General features: G+C 41.5%; 11 protein-coding genes. All 11 read right to left on the bottom strand.

Annotated elements, in window-relative coordinates; all coding sequences use genetic code 11:
• Positions 1 to 27: 27 nt before the first annotated feature.
• Complete coding sequence (locus G622_RS0109355; RefSeq protein ID WP_026510500.1) at positions 28 to 723, bottom strand: metallophosphoesterase; 696 nt, start codon at positions 721 to 723, stop codon at positions 28 to 30.
• A 156-nt stretch (positions 724 to 879) separates the two neighbouring features.
• On the bottom strand, positions 880 to 2253 hold the full coding sequence (locus G622_RS0109350) for a transglutaminase domain-containing protein (protein ID WP_026510499.1): 1374 nt from the start codon (positions 2251 to 2253) through the stop codon (positions 880 to 882).
• A 249-nt stretch (positions 2254 to 2502) separates the two neighbouring features.
• Positions 2503 to 4035 (bottom strand): glycosyltransferase family 39 protein, encoded by a 1533-nt coding sequence (locus tag G622_RS0109345; protein WP_026510498.1) that lies wholly within the window; start codon positions 4033 to 4035, stop codon positions 2503 to 2505.
• A 245-nt stretch (positions 4036 to 4280) separates the two neighbouring features.
• Positions 4281 to 4508: a hypothetical protein gene (locus G622_RS0109340; protein WP_026510497.1), complete on the bottom strand. Its 228-nt coding sequence runs from the start codon at positions 4506 to 4508 to the stop codon at positions 4281 to 4283.
• Positions 4509 to 4889: 381 nt separating this feature from the next.
• Positions 4890 to 7190, bottom strand: a complete 2301-nt coding sequence (locus G622_RS0109330; protein WP_044957409.1) for a beta-galactosidase — start codon at positions 7188 to 7190, stop codon at positions 4890 to 4892.
• 145 nt (positions 7191 to 7335) lie between these two features.
• Positions 7336 to 8331: a LacI family DNA-binding transcriptional regulator gene (locus G622_RS0109325; RefSeq protein ID WP_026510494.1), complete on the bottom strand. Its 996-nt coding sequence runs from the start codon at positions 8329 to 8331 to the stop codon at positions 7336 to 7338.
• A 137-nt stretch (positions 8332 to 8468) separates the two neighbouring features.
• The gene (locus G622_RS0109320) at positions 8469 to 9335 is read right to left on the bottom strand and encodes a sugar ABC transporter permease (protein ID WP_026510493.1); all 867 of its coding nucleotides are present in this window, start codon (positions 9333 to 9335) and stop codon (positions 8469 to 8471) included.
• Positions 9332 to 10729, bottom strand: a complete 1398-nt coding sequence (locus G622_RS0109315; protein ID WP_026510492.1) for a carbohydrate ABC transporter permease — start codon at positions 10727 to 10729, stop codon at positions 9332 to 9334. The genes G622_RS0109320 and G622_RS0109315 overlap by 4 nt, the downstream gene beginning before the upstream one ends.
• A gap of 223 nt (positions 10730 to 10952) precedes the next feature.
• Positions 10953 to 12338 (bottom strand): extracellular solute-binding protein, encoded by a 1386-nt coding sequence (locus G622_RS0109310; protein ID WP_026510491.1) that lies wholly within the window; start codon positions 12336 to 12338, stop codon positions 10953 to 10955.
• Positions 12339 to 12697: 359 nt separating this feature from the next.
• The gene (dprA, locus tag G622_RS22365; RefSeq protein WP_049945770.1) at positions 12698 to 13867 is read right to left on the bottom strand and encodes a DNA-processing protein DprA; all 1170 of its coding nucleotides are present in this window, start codon (positions 13865 to 13867) and stop codon (positions 12698 to 12700) included.
• On the bottom strand, positions 13864 to 15546 hold the full coding sequence (locus G622_RS22360) for a YifB family Mg chelatase-like AAA ATPase (protein ID WP_081675253.1): 1683 nt from the start codon (positions 15544 to 15546) through the stop codon (positions 13864 to 13866). Before G622_RS22360 ends, dprA begins: the two co-directional genes overlap by 4 nt.
• Between the last annotated feature and the right edge of the window lie 31 nt (positions 15547 to 15577).

Below are 15577 nucleotides of genomic sequence, written 5' to 3'. Positions count from 1 at the left end.
TGCCGAGGTGATAAAAACCACACCTCCTTACAATATTCTCTGAGGTTTAAAATCCAGGTAATCACCGGAAACCAGGCTGTAATTTATGCCATCCACTTTTCCAAGAAGGCTGTCATGAAATCTCTCTTTTCCGTGACAGTGGGCATACACAACCTGGGTGACACCATACGCCTTGGCAATAAGTGTAAATCTGCTGCTTCTCTCCCCTATCTCCGTTGGAGGGTAATGTAAAAACATTACATATTTCTCAAAGCCCTCTGCTCTTGATGCTTCAAAGGAAGCCTTGAGTCTCTTAGCCTCCCTCTCTATTAGCATATCGGCATGTTCTCTGGTATCAAAGCCCTCATAGCAATATCCCTTGGTTCCAACTATTGCCACATCCCCATAGGGATAGAAATTGTTTTGCAGAAAAAAGAGTCTGTCCTTATATAAATCGTTAAGTCTCTGAGTCTTCTTGGCACTCCAGAAATTATCGTGATTGCCTCTTATCAAAACCTTTTTACCGGGAAGCCCCTCGATGAATCTGAGATCCATCTCACAGTTTTCAAGGCCTTTTCCCCAGCTGTGATCTCCAACAAGTACAAGGGTATCCTCATCGGTCATTATTTTATTGCAGTTTTTCTCAATCTTCTTTTCATGATTTTTCCATACCTTGCCAAAAATATCCATTGTCTTCTCAGACTGAAAGGCAAGGTGAAGATCCCCCAATGCGTATAACGCCATCTGATTCGCTCCTCCAAAAATATCATTTATCAGGCTTACTCCTGTCGTATATAGATCCCGCAGGTGTCACAAAACGCATTCTCATACAAGCCTGCTCTATATATGATTAGAAGCCCGGATAGCACCTAAACTACCCGGGCTCATATTTTTACATATTTAATTTATTGATGCAATAAATGTTCCTTCATTGCAGGCAGGAAGATAAACTGAATTAAACATCCTCTTATGCATATAATTATCAGCATCGGAAAGATTGAAATAATCATATACCGTAGGATTCTGATCATCCCAGGTGCAGTCGACATTGTAGTAATTATCTCCCAGTTTAATTATGTTCCATGCGTGCATTTCCCCTGCGGATCCAACACAGAGATATGTAGGAACTCCGAGCCTTTGCATCAGATACTGAAATGCCTTGGCATATCCGGCACAAACGGTATTATCACCCACGATTGCACTGTAAGCACTCTGATCAAGGGGATTATGCTTGTATGTCAGCTTGTCCGCCAGATAATTGTGTATATAAAGTTCCTTCTCATAATTATCGCTTAGACCTGATGCTCCTGCAACTATTGCATCAGCATTTGCCAAAAACTTCTGATTAGCCGAAGGTATATCCGGTATTCTGTCATAATAGCGGAGTCTTAATTTAAGTGCCACGCCGTTATAATCATACTCCTGATAAAAAGTAGTATCCAACCAGAACAGTTCAGGATGATCAAATACTACGCTAAGAAGCACCATCTGCATCGTGTCCATCGATACCTGTTCAATGGGTCTGAAGGTAGTATTAAGCGCCAGGGTATTTGCATATATCTGTCTGTACAGAGCTTTCCCGGTATCATTTAACATATGATAATAGGGATAAAACTGTGTATCAAAAGTAAGCCCGTCTCCAAGCTGTCCATAATCCGCACTATTAATAGCCTGTTTTGCAAGACCTGGATCCGTAAGCTCAATTATTTCAGGATCAAAGGCTGCATAACTGCTTCTTCCAGCCGGAACCCCGGGTGCATAAGCAGGTGTTTGTTCCTGATTGTCCTGAGCTTTACTAAGCTCCTCAGCCTCTGAGTCTTCGTTCTCATCCTTAACTATAACCTTGATGCCTTTATCGCCGTTTCCTGTAACAGCATTTACAATAGCATTGGCAGTATTTGCCACATCCTCTACCGTGACATCCTGCTCAGCAGGGTTACTGACTTCTGTAGCTTCAAGCTCGTTTATGGCATCTGACAGTCCGTTGACCGCGCTCGTTATCATGTCTCCCAGCGCTGTAGACGCATTGCTGCTTCCATCGACATCCACATCTTCAGAATTCTGGTTTCTTCCGTAAATGTAATCCCAATCCGGCACCTCGACATAATACTTTTTTGAATCGTCCTGTACCGGTGCTTCAACCTTATCCTCCGGTCTTATTAGTTCATTAATCCACACGCCAATATCGGGATTGATGATACATGCAAGTATCGCAACAACCCCGGCAAAAATAAGCCCCAATATTCCGGATGCAATATTCTGTAATATTTTCATAATCACGTCCCTGTCCCCTCATCACTGAGGTATAACTGTTGTTCTTCCGTTAACAACAAAAGGGAGCACTAAGCCCCCTTCATAATTATTATAAAAAACTATTCTGTTTTTTGATATTAAATTATTCTAAAAAAAATCAAAATTCCGATAAAACATATGGGAATCGGATTCTTCTATACCAGGAAACAGCTTGGAATCAGATTCTGTTACTCAGCTAAACAGCCTGAAAGACTGCAATAACTTCTGTCATCACTTTACCTTCTTATAAAGATAGTACTTAAACTCTGCACCATCCCAGCCATAATCTTCTTTATCTATAAGTTCATAATGCTCGTTTATTGAATCCGGAATGTGATCTCGGGCGATGACATAGTCGATAAGCCCCTCTCTTATGTATCGCTCCTGCTCAAGATATGGATTATTCTCCGGCTCCCTGATATTAAGAGTCTGGGTCTGAAACCATCTGCAGCTTGGTACAATATCACAGAGTGTATAAAGCCCCGCATCAAGGCATCCCACATTTAAAAGTGTAGGATTCTCAGTTTCAAGGACCTTATCCCGAAATCTGTACATAAAATAGTCGTCTCTTTCAACCTTCATAAAAGGTATGTTCATCGAATTGGAATAAATAAACACCACTGAAACAATCATGCTCACTACTAAAAGCCCCGGACCTGCGAGACCTTTGTCAGATTTTTCCTGCTCATCCATCCTGCATAGCTTCACCAAAAGACTCCCTACAAGTGAAAAACCAAGGACCGCGAACACCGAAAGAGGGAGCGAATAGTAAGGAAGCTCTCTTCCTCCTCCAAAAAATCCTAAAAACATAAATACAAAGAGTACCGGAATATTGATTCGCGCCATCAGCTTTTGCCCTTTTTCAGCCAGGGTATACAGAATTCCTACTATAATAAATAAAAAGTACTGCCAGTTATCACGGATGAGCCAGTACAGTATTTTTGCCATCTGATATACTCTGCCGGTGACTCCCGGATTTGCACTCTCAACATCTGTGTATACAAATACATTTACATAGACATATCCCCAATACCATTCCTGAAGGCCCCCCTGAACTCCAAAGTAAATAATCCAGGGAACAAATGGCAAAAACATGCCAAGAAGAAATACAAAACAAGCATTTATTCCTCTAATAAGCTCTTTATGTGCAAGGAATGAAAAGAACACCATCATCATCCATGCAAAGAAAAAGCCAAGACCTGTAAATTTGATATTTGCAATCAGTCCCGCAAGCATTCCTCCCAAGAATACATCCTTAAAGGGCATGTTTTTTTCCGGATATTCATGCTTAAAATACCGAACAGAAAGGTACAATCCCCACACATAGCAGGGCAGAGATATTTCCTCAGCTGCTCCTCCCCACCAAAAGCTACGGGAGCAGACTATTACGGCAAAAGTCATAACAGCCAGGGAAGACGGGATTATTTCACTATTTTTATTTATAAAAAGCTTTATGATTTTATAAAAACCGATTACATCAAGTATCCCCAGAATAATCTCCAGAACAAACACTCCCGCAAAGGTTGTGTGAGACAAAAGGTATGCTAGTCCATACAGAAAATACAGGTACATTCCTTTCTGATCAAAGACATCCCTGTAGGGCATTTTTCCGTTAAAAATAGCCTTACCCATAGAGAAATAGCTGTTTGCATCATCCCAGTTATTCAATGGATATAAGAAAGATGATCTGCTAGCCAGCATAAGACAAAGCAGAACTGATATTGATATATATATATATAATAAAAGCTTTCCTTTTTTTGACATTCTTCTTCTCCGCCAGGTATTTTTTCGCTTCAATTATAAAATATCCACACTAAAGCAACAACCCTGACGGGAGCCAGGTTTTAAACAACCTCCGGTAAAGCAGAATAGAGCCCCGATAAATACTGTGAGAAAGCCTTTTTATATAAAGATTCCCTTCAAAACAGAAACATCCCGCACTGCGATGAGAAACACAAAACCACTTTGTGATGTTGTGGTCCCAAAGCCGTGCGGGATGCTCGTTACATTTACAGTCTTCCGTCCCTTGAGTCCAAATAAGTTTCCAAAAGATCGCGTTCTGCTAAAAACGAATAGACAATCAGCAGCTCATCTCTCAGTAAGTTTCTGGCCTTTTTCATATTAACCAGTTCATCCCTGATAAGCTTACAGCGCTCAGTTGTATGCATTGCCAATATAACAGCAGTGCTCTGACCTCCCCGCTTGTAGCATAAATCTTTGATTTTGTTGTACTCCATAAATATATATCCTTTCACACAAAACGGTTTATTGTTATATATTGATTTAACATACAATTTTGTGTAATAAAATTAACTATATATTTAATATTTATATATGCATAATAAACAAAAACTTAACAAAGCCTTAAAACTGCTTATTTACTGATGTTTTGGCAATTGTATATGCGTATCTTACTTTCGCGTATGCGCTATGGACAAGCCATTATTTTACGATCATAGCGGTTTCTCTGTCAGCAAATGCCTTTTCATCCTTTGCATGGAGGATATGCTTTCTTTTTATATTTTCCAGAGAAGGAAGGCAAATATTATCCTGAATAGTATCGTTTATTACCAGGCGCGAAAAACCCACCAGATGAAGCTTGTTGTTAAAGAAAATTTTTACCATATTTTTATTTTGTATTGTGCTACCGAGTCCACGCCCTCAATCCTGCAGGCAGCGGCTTTTCCGTCAGACTCTTCACTTAAGTCCGGCCACTCCTGAAGATAAATCTTCTGGTCCTCAAATAGCGGATAAATAACAGCTTTTGCTTCAAAGCTCTCCTCAAGAGATTCTGCTGTCTCTGAACCGATAAATCTCTTTAATCCGATTTCCCAATCCTGTCCTGTGTAGAAACTATCTGCAATCAGTTCTCCATCATGTATAGCATCCAGATCACCGCAGGATAGAAGCTCTCCCCTGTCTCCTGCATAATGAACATGAAGATATACTTCGTCGATGTCTTCATCAATATTTGTCACACTGATCTGATACTCACCTGCTACCACACCTTCCGTGAGCTTTGTTTCAACAGGATTGGTTAATTCATCCACATATCTGTAGTCTGCAAAATCCATACTGTCCACCATATAGGTGTCGCTTACATTCTCAGCATCGGCATGAATGAACCCTATCGGAGTCTCATCAAGATCAGGCCAGACACGGAATGAAACCGTATGACCTGCACCATCCGACGGAATCTCTGCATAAATCTCATAACCATTGGGATTACCGTTTTCAAGCACTCCTGATCTTCTTCTGTTCGTGGGTACTATCCTGTCAACTACAGCGTGCTCACATATAACAAGATGCTCCGCACCTCTGTCATCCTTGATCTTTACAGCATTTTCAGCTTCATAATCTGAAAGTATCACTATACTGATAAGTCCAAGATCCCCTTCAATCTCAAATGCAGCTGAATCTCTGTCATCAGTATAAAATACGTAAGCATTTTCTCTTCCCTTTTCATCATGAAGTATGCACAGAGGTGTCATATTAGCTCTTTTTAAAACAGCATCCTCACCTATCTGCATATTGAAAGGATAGAAGAAATAATCTCCGTTCTTGATATTTCTCTCTTCAAATTCGGCAACAATATTTCCATCAGGATCATATGCCTTGAGGATTTCTTTATCGTGATCAGCCATGTTGCAGCGTCTTACGTAATTATTTACAAAAAGATATCCGCTGAACATCTCTTTACCGTTCACATCTTTTATCGCGCCTCTGACAGCTGTTCTAAGGTCAGTCATATTGTCAGGCATATCGGGATTTCCCGGCTGTGGTATATATGGCATCTCACAGAGTCCTTCACCAAAATCCCTTGTAAACATCGCAAGTCTTCTGATTCTTCTGTAGGTCTCAGACATCTGGCCGTATTCTTTCAAAGGAGCGTTAAAGTCATATGATAAAACCGGAAGGTCATTGGGATAGCCTGTTTCCCTGCTCTCCTGCAAAGTAGTCAGTTTACCCTCCGGATTTGTTCCGCCATGGTACATATAATATCCCAGGAGGTTGGCTCCGCTTCCCATTTTCACAAGGCTCATAGCCTCAGTATCCCTACCGGTGGCAATGCATCTTCTGTGATGTGTAACCTGCAGTCCTCCGCCAAGTTCAGCAGTAAGATATGGGAATTTGTCCATGTCAAAGGTAATGCCAGCGCCGATTCCGTGGTCAGAGCCTATGTTGTGATCATTTCTCTCTCTTGTGAAAATATAATTTCCGCTGGGCTCTATCTCAGTAGTTCTCTGATCCCAGGGTGCTTCACAATATCCCCCCATGACAGGAAGCATTCCGCCGGTAACTGCTCCTCCCCAGCCTGTAGCTGTGTAGATTGGAACATCAAAGCCTATCTCTTTTGCCATGTCACAGAGAGTCCTCATGTGAGCTTCTCCCTCTTCACCGCCAAAACCGCCACAATGTCCATACTCATTTTCAATCTGAACACCGATTATCGGTCCGCCATCTTTCAGAAAAAGCCCCTCTGCCTGCTCATAAATATGCTCATAAAAAATTCTGGCATGCTGAAGATACTCAGGTGCATTACTTCTCACTTCATACCCTTTCTCTTTTGCATCCTCCAAAAGCCAGTCAGGGAATCCTCCATTTCTAGCTTCACCATGAGCCCAGGGCCCAATTCTTAAGATACAGTTAAGGCCTACTCTTTTAACTGTCTGAAGAAATTTTCTTAAATTTCTGTCACCGCTAAAATCAAATTCACCACGAATTTCTTCATGATGAATCCATATTGTATACAGGGATACTATTGATACTCCGCCGCTTTTCATCTTGCAAAGCTCTTCTTCCCAGTATCTGTTTCTATATCTTGAAAAGTGCATTTCACCCATAACCGGATAGAAAGGTGTTCCATCCACTGTAAGCGACATAGGTGTATAGGATAGTATATTTTTATTTGTCAGCATAAATGATTGCTCCTTATCAATCACATCTTGTAGAAAATCAAACCGACTCTCCTACAAGACAAGTAGTCATGATGCGATTTATGCAAACATAATCGCTTTATGACCTTTCCCCTGTCATCATATTAAAACTACGAAAGGGGAGCACTTACTTAGTGCTCTCCTTCATAATAACTTCGTAATCTTTAAGTTTTTGCTTCTCAACCTTTTCACCATCGATAAGACTCATAAGCATTCTTGTAGCAACCGCTCCAAGCTTTCTGTCATCAAAGTTCAGAGATGTGACTGGCACAATAGCATTTTCTATCATATGGCTGTTGTAAAACGAAGCCAGCCTTATATCCTCCGGAATACGTATTTTTAAAGTTCTGCAAATACTCATAATATATCCTGCAAGCTGATCGTCCATGCATATCACTCCATCGACCTTCTTGGCAGCAAGATGTTTTACTATTTCCGTAAGCTTCTGCTCATTGCCCTGATTAAGGAAAACCAGAGATTCGTCAACTTTTTTCCCTGCCTGCGCAAAAGCGCTCACAAAACCTTCATACCTTATTCTGGTAATCATATGATTTTGTGAACCGCCTATTAAAGCAAGCTTTGTCTGGCCCTTCCCAATAAGAATTGAAGTAAGCTCTCTGCAGGCATCAAAGTGATCATTATCCACAGTGATAATATCATCGTCAAGAGATGCCCCTATAGCCACAAAAGGAATCTGACTCTTCTTAAGGTACTCTGCCGACTTGTCATCAATGAGCGTTCTGGTAAGGATTACTCCGTCAACCTTATGATTTTCGATGATTCTTTTCAGGTTTGTAATCTCGTCTCCTGTTACCAGAGTTATAACAATATCATAATTGTAACCGCTTGTTACTTCACTCATACCAACGAGGCATCTTTGAAAGAACGGAAGATCCACAAGTGTGGTATCCCCGGGCCACACTACGCCTACATTGTAGGTCCGTCTTTGTGCAAGGCCCTTAGCGACTACATTAGGTCTGTAATTATTCTGTTCAATGTACTCAAGGACACGGCTTCTTGTGGCTTCTCCAATTCTTCCTTTCCCTGATATTGCACGGGATACGGTAGTCTTGGATACACCAAGAGCCGCCGCGACATCCTCGATAGTTATCTTTTCACCCATAATACCTCTCTGCGTGTTACTATGAGATTTTTGTAAAGTGCTCTGCTCTGGGATTCTCACTAGACTCGTAAAAAACCTCGCCAGGTGATCACCCATGGCTCGCACTAAGCTCGAAAATACCTCGCTAAGTGCTCTGCTCAACCTTTAACCGCGCCGCCGGTTACACCTTCAACATAATATTTCTGAAGGAACATAAACAGTAGTGTTACAGGGATTGCAATAAGTACTCCGCCTGCGCAGAATCGTGTAAAGTATCCCTGATAGTCATTGGTCTTAACCCATCTGAACATAGCAACCGCAACGTTATAGCTCTTGTCATGTCCAAATGCTACGTATGAAGCAAAAATGTAATCATTCCATGGTGCCATGAAAGCAACAAGTGCAGTGTAGATAATAATAGGCTTACTCATAGGAATGGTCATTGTGAAGAATATTCTTGCTCTTGAAGCACCGTCTATTCTTGCAGCTTCATCAAGGGCCTTGGGAATAGTGTCAAAATAGCCCTTGCATACATAATATCCCATACCAGAACTTGCAACAGATACAAGGATCAATCCAGGAATAGCACCGGCCTGTGTAAGTCCAAACTGTTTAAGCAAAAAGTAAAGGCAGATCATTGTAAGGAATCCCGGGAACAGTCCAAGTATCAACCAGGATTTCATAAGCAGTGTTCTTCCTGCAAATCTCATTCTTGAAAGTGCATAGCTGACACACAAAATAACTATTGTCTGCAGCGCTGCTACGAAGAAAGCAATTATAACTGTATTTTTGTACCAAAGCAAGAAGTTTGTCTCGCCTGAAAACAAAAATTTATAGTTATCTAATGAAAACTGGTGGGGGATTATGTAACTCTCCATTCCTCCGGATTCAGTTGCAAAAGATCTAAAGCTCTGCAGCACAATTCCTACAAACGGGAACAGCCAGATTATGCTGATCAGTATAAGAAAAATATAAGCAAAGAAATTACCAATTCTCTGTTTGGATTTATATCCGGTTTTAATCATTGGAAGCCCTCCTCATCCTTAACTGACGGAAGTAATCCATATACTCCCAGTGCGAATATAGCAGTAACAATAAATACCATGATACCAATGACTGCTGCCATTCTATAGTTGGAATCATTTACAGTCATTTTATAAAGCCATGTAACCAGAAGGTCGGTTGTACCTGCATTACCGGCATAGCTCATGGTTCCGGGGCCACCTCCTGACAACAGATATATAACGCCGAAGTTATTCAGGTTACCTGTAAACTGAGTGAGAAGGAAAGGTCCTGTTACAAACAGCATGTATGGAAGCGTTATGCTCTTGAACATCTGCCATGCGCTTGCACCGTCTATTCTTGCACTCTCATACAAATCTTCAGGTATATTCATCAAAAGACCTGTAGCAATAAGCATCAGATAAGGAATACCGATCCAAATGTTTACCACTACGATCGTAACTCTCGCAAGCATAGGATTTGACCAAAACGGTATTGCACTTTGAATAAGTCCTACACGTTTAAGAAATCCGTTGATAATTCCATCATTAGCAAACATTTTAGCTACATACAAAAGTGATACAAACTGCGGAACAGCTATTGTCATAACAAGAATTGTTCTCCACAGCTTTTTAAATCTTATTCCCTTTTTATTAATAAGAATCGCTACTGCAAGTCCAAGGAAATAATCTATAAAGGTTGCCAGAAATGCCCAAACAAGCGTCCATGCCAAAACCTTGAAGAATGTGGGTCCAAGTCCCTCGCTTCCAAATGAAACAAGTTCTTTAAAGTTCTGAAGTCCTACCCATGTAAAAAGATTTGCCGGAGCCTGATGGTTATAATCGTAATTCGTGAACGCAATAAAAATCATGAATACGATGGGAAGCAATGTAAAAAGGAATATTCCGGTTACAGGAAGGAAAAGTAATGTTTTATCAAAATTCTTATCAAATAATGATCCAAATGTTTCCAGATTAGTGGGAAGCTTTTTGCCTGCTTTAAGTGTGAGCTCTTCCCTTCTGTTCTCCTCAACATTCAGCCTCCATAATGCAATAATAGCTATCACTGCAAAAATCGAAAGCACACCAAACAGAAGGATAAGGAAACTGTTGTCACCATAAACTGTTTTTCTTTTTACCTTATGTGTTGCTACCGTACCAAGTGTGGTGATTTTTGAAAGATATGTCCAACCAAAGCCTGTCATATACCAGATAAAAATTACCTCTGACAGCATCAAAGCCAGACCTACAAGAATCTGTCCTCTAAGAATAGGACCAAGTCCCATGATTATAAAAGAAAGCTTTGTCCTGATATCCCCCTCTTTAAATGTAAGCCCGATTTTTTTACAGTCATTTCCAAGTGCACTAAAAAAAGTGGCTATGTTATTCTTTTTCTCTTTTTTCGAGCCGTTTGCCATTTCCGGCCTCCCTTCCTATATCATCCTGAATCTAACAAGCAACAGGTGCTCTGTTCAAGCAAGCTCCACCAGATTCGAAAACACCTTACCAAGTGGACTTGCATGACTCGCACTAAGCTCGTGACATACCTCGCTAAGTGCTCTGTTCAAAAAGGGCCCGGGACGAAACAGTTCCCGAGCCCTTTAAGGTAGTATTACTTTTAGTTAAATAATCTTATATAGATTACTTTGCATATGACTCACATGTTGCCTGGAAGTCTTCAAGTGCCTTCTTAACAACATCCTCTGATGCGTCAGCTGCAATCTCACCTGAAATTACAGAATCACCAAGTGATGTAGCAAGACTCCAATAATCTCCAGGATACTGGCCCTGAGGAATAGCAAACTTGAGCTGTTCGCCAAGAGCTGTAAGAGCTTCATCAGACTTAACTTCGTCTGCAGCCTGAGCCTTAAGGTTTGAAGGGCCCCAACCTACTGCATTGAATCTTGCAAGCTGTACTTCTTCACTTGAAAGGTAATCAGCAAGTGCATCACATACAGCAAGCTTGTTCTCATCTTCCTGAGGCTTTACACCAAGAAGCTTATATCCACCAAAGCCTGAAAGCTGGTAGTTCTTTCCATCTGAACCTGTGAATGTAGGAAGCTTTGCGCAAGCATAATTGTCACCAAACATTTCCTTAGCTGCTTCAGCATCCCATGTTCCATCAACGATTGCGCCGCAATCTGTTGCTGAAGAAACTGAAGAACCATTCTGGAATGCAGGTGAGTTAGCAAGCTCAATTATCTCATTAAGAGCAACTACACCTTCATCACTTGCATATGTAGAATTGCACTTTGTGAAGTTACCATCATTATCTGTATCATATGTAAGTTCAGCACCTGTTCCGAAGAAGAATGCTGTCTGATACCAACCTGAGTTGATTTCGAAATAGAAGTTCTTTCCTGCAGCTGCACACTGCTCAGCAATACCTTCAAGTGTAGAAGGATCTGTTACAACGCTCTTATCATAGTAAAGGAAGTATCCGTTATCAGCAGTAAGAGGATATGCATAAAGTGTGTCACCAACTGTAGCAGCTGTTACTGCACCGGCATCGTTATCTGCCTTAATCTTTTCAGCGTTTGAATCCTCAACAACTTCAAGAGCACCTGCTGAAACAAGACGTGCGATCTGATCCTGAGCGAAACCGAAAATATCAGCTCCTGCCTGCACGTCTGTTATCATGTTTCCGGCTGCATCGCCTTCACCTGTTGCCTCAACAACAGCTGTATAGCCTGAGAACTGAGGGTTCTTCTCAATAAACTTATCAAACTGTTCCTTTGTAAAATCAACTACATTATCAGCAACCCAGATTTTTATCTCTCCAGTACCATAATCTGTGTCATCTGCAGCAGCCTCTTCCTCAGCTGCATCTTCTGTAGTCTCTTCTTCAGCAGTTTCCTCTTCTGCTGCTTCTTCTGTTGTCTCCTCAGCTGCATCTTCTGCAGGAGCTTCTGTGCTCTCAGCAGTATCTGCTGCAGGCTCTGCATTTCCGCCGTTTGATCCACATCCGGCAAGCATTGAAGCGGCCATCGCTGTTGTCAACAATACTGATACCAATTTCTTTTTCATTTTCATTCCTCCATGTATATACCTTCATAAGAAAAGGTTTGTTGTCCGCGCGCAAGATACCAAATTGCGCAATCGGTTGTTCTGAAAGTAATTGTAATTCTGTACCTTTTTATCGTCAATGGTAATTTTTTAACAAACGTAAAACGTTTTCCTTGGTGAAATTTACTAAATTCGTTTCCGGTAATGTATTGCTTGGTAAAAGCCTTGCGCAAACGGTTGCAACAGCTTATTTAAGCCTTTGGTAACGTTTCCGTTTTATTTTTTCAGTCAGTCAAGCTTTTAGTGCTTTTTAACCAAGTTTATGCGTATTCGCTGCTTTCCTTTCAGCTTTCACCATTTCTTTGTAAAAGCAATACAACTCACCCCCGCTTATAGAAACCTGTCCCATTCTGTGCAACAATTCCAATAAGACATAGCTCTACCAAAGCATTCATCACCTCAGAAACTGTCATTTCCATGCCTCTTTCCACCATCTTCTCAAATATTGCCGCTGTTGTCTGAGGATAAAAATCCAGTTCCTTATATATACACTTTTGTGTCTCATTACAATTAAGCAGTTCCGCTTTTTCATTATTTTCAAATACAATGTTTTCGCACATTTCTCCGGCTTTTTCTTCCTCTTTTCCACATTTTTCATCTACTCCCGGTCTGTCGCTATGAATTTTTCTTCTAAGGTACTCCAGTATTTCCTCAGGTCCTGCTGCCATTCCTGCACCTTGTCTTATCAAAGAATTGCATCCATAGCTCAGCGAATCACATATTCTTCCGGGAACTGCAAAAACTTCCCTACCCTGTTCAAGTGCCATATCTACGGTAATAAGAGTCCCACTTTTTTCTCGTGCCTCAATAACAAGTACAGCATCAGATAATCCACTTATTATCCTGTTTCGTGGTGGAAAATATTGTGGCTTCGGCTGAGTCCCCGGTAAATATTCTGATATAATCCCTCCGCTTTTTATAAGCGAATTATATAAAGCTCTGTTTTCCTCAGGATAACAAACGTCCACACCACTTCCGAGAATCCCGTATGATTCGCCACCTGCATAAATGGCTGCCTGCTGGGATATACCATCTATTCCCCTGGCCATTCCGCTTATTATCTGGATACCTGACAACGCAAGCTTGTCACCAAATAATTTAGCCGCATACTTACCATATTCCGAGCTGTTTCTGGCACCGATTATGGAAACAGAGGGCTTATTTTCATCAGGAAGGTTTCCCAGACAGTAAAGGGCAAATGGCGGGTCCGGAATGTCCTTTAGTCTGCGTGGATATTTGACATCAGAATAGTAATAGAAATCTATTCCCCTTCTGTAAAGATATTCATACTCCCCTTCTAAATCCCAGGTTTTCTGCATTCTTTCAAAAGCTTTATACTGCTTTGAAGTTATAAAATCTCTAAGTTCCTTTTCTGTAGCCTTTGCAATCTTACTGCAGCTTCCAAATTCATCAAGGAGCTTTAGTAAAGTCTTATTTCCCCATCCCGGAATATTGTGCAGCATGTAGGCATATACATTTTCAGTAGTCATGAAACACCTCTTTCCCCGGGAGTATGCATTTCCGATCTGCTCTTTATTCTCTCAGCAAAGCTTCCACCCCTGTCCCTTACTTTGTCAGAAAAACCCGGCTCTGCGCTTGACGCGGATTTTGAAAAATATTTGGAATCCATCATTCTATAGCATGCTGCTTCCGAAATGTGAGCTGTTTCAATTTTTTCACTCCCATCAAGATCAGCTATAGTTCTGGCAATTCTAAGGACCTTATGATATGCTCTGGCAGACAGATCCATTGTCATAAAAATCCTCTCCATCAGCCTCTGCTCCTGATTCCCGAGTTTGCAATACTTCTGGATCTGTGACGGAGTCATCTCCGAATTAAACCTTATGCCATCATTTTTAAAACGCTTTTGCTGTACACTTACAGCTCTCATAACTCTTTTTCTGATCTCTGCGCTTGTCTCATTGCACTGAGTGCCATGATTCAGCTCTGTCACATCTATCTTTGCCGCCTCTATGCATATGTCGATTCTATCCAGTATTGGTCCCGATATTCTGCCAAGATATTTGCTGATTTCAGATTCCGAGCACTTACACTTGTTAAGATCAGGATAATATCCACAGGGGCATGGATTCATAGCTCCCACCAGCAACAGATCCGCAGGATATGAAAAGTTCCCACCGCTTCTTGCTATATGAACCTCCCGGTCCTCCAGAGGTTGTCTTAAAAGATTTAACGTATTTCTCTTAAACTCAGCCATCTCATCCAGGAACATGACGCCCCTGTGCGACAGAGATATAATCCCGGGGCGCGGTATGCTGCCACCGCCTGCAAGAGCAGCCTCAGTTATCGAATGATGAGGACTCATAAAAGGTCTTCTTGTTATCAGCGTCTCTCCCTTTTTAAGCATCCCCGCCACACTATATATCGATGACACTTCCAGTGCTTCATCTCTCGAAAGAGGGGGCATTATGGAAGGAATTCTTTTTGCCACCATGCTCTTTCCGGAACCCGGAGGGCCGATTATCAGGATATGATGGTAGCCCGCAGCAGCGATTTCCACAGCTCTCTTAACGGCAGATTGTCCGTTTATCTCTGAAAAATCCATACCCCTCAGGTAATTCTCAGTGCTCTCTTCATTGTCAAAAAGTGCATTGACATCCACAACGGTTGGAGCGATCAGATTATCTCTTTCGTCCCTTTCTGTCTTAAGATAAGCCACAACCTCTGAAAGTGAACTTACTCCAATGATTTTCATTCCCTGGACAACTGCGCCTTCTCTGGCATTATCGATTGGAAGAATACAGGTCTTAAATCCTTTACTGTAAGCATGGGCAACCATCGGAAGAATTCCGCTTACCGCCTTTACTTCTCCGTCAAGTCCCAATTCACCTATAACCAGGGTGTCCTTAAGGCTGTCGGAATCTATTTCTCCAATGGCTGTGAGTATTCCTACCGCTACCGGCAAATCCACAGCAATCCCCGCTTTTCTGATATCTGCAGGGGAAAGATTGACAGTTATTCTCATTGGAGGCAACGCAAATCCGGCATTCTTTAAGGCAACTCTAACCCTCTCCGATGCCTCCCTGACTTCACCGCTGATAAAGCCAACCATGTTGAACATGGGAAGCCCATCAGAGGTGTCCACCTCCACCTGCATCAGATACGGCATTATGCCTTTTACCGCACCTGAAACCACAGTACTAAACATAACAAATACTCCTTTCGTAACGCATACGCGC

It is taken from the genome of Butyrivibrio sp. LC3010, from assembly GCF_000424385.1.
Lineage (GTDB): Bacteria > Bacillota > Clostridia > Lachnospirales > Lachnospiraceae > Butyrivibrio.
Note: the sequence above shows the minus strand (reverse complement) of the source record. Positions and strands in the feature narration are given on the sequence as shown.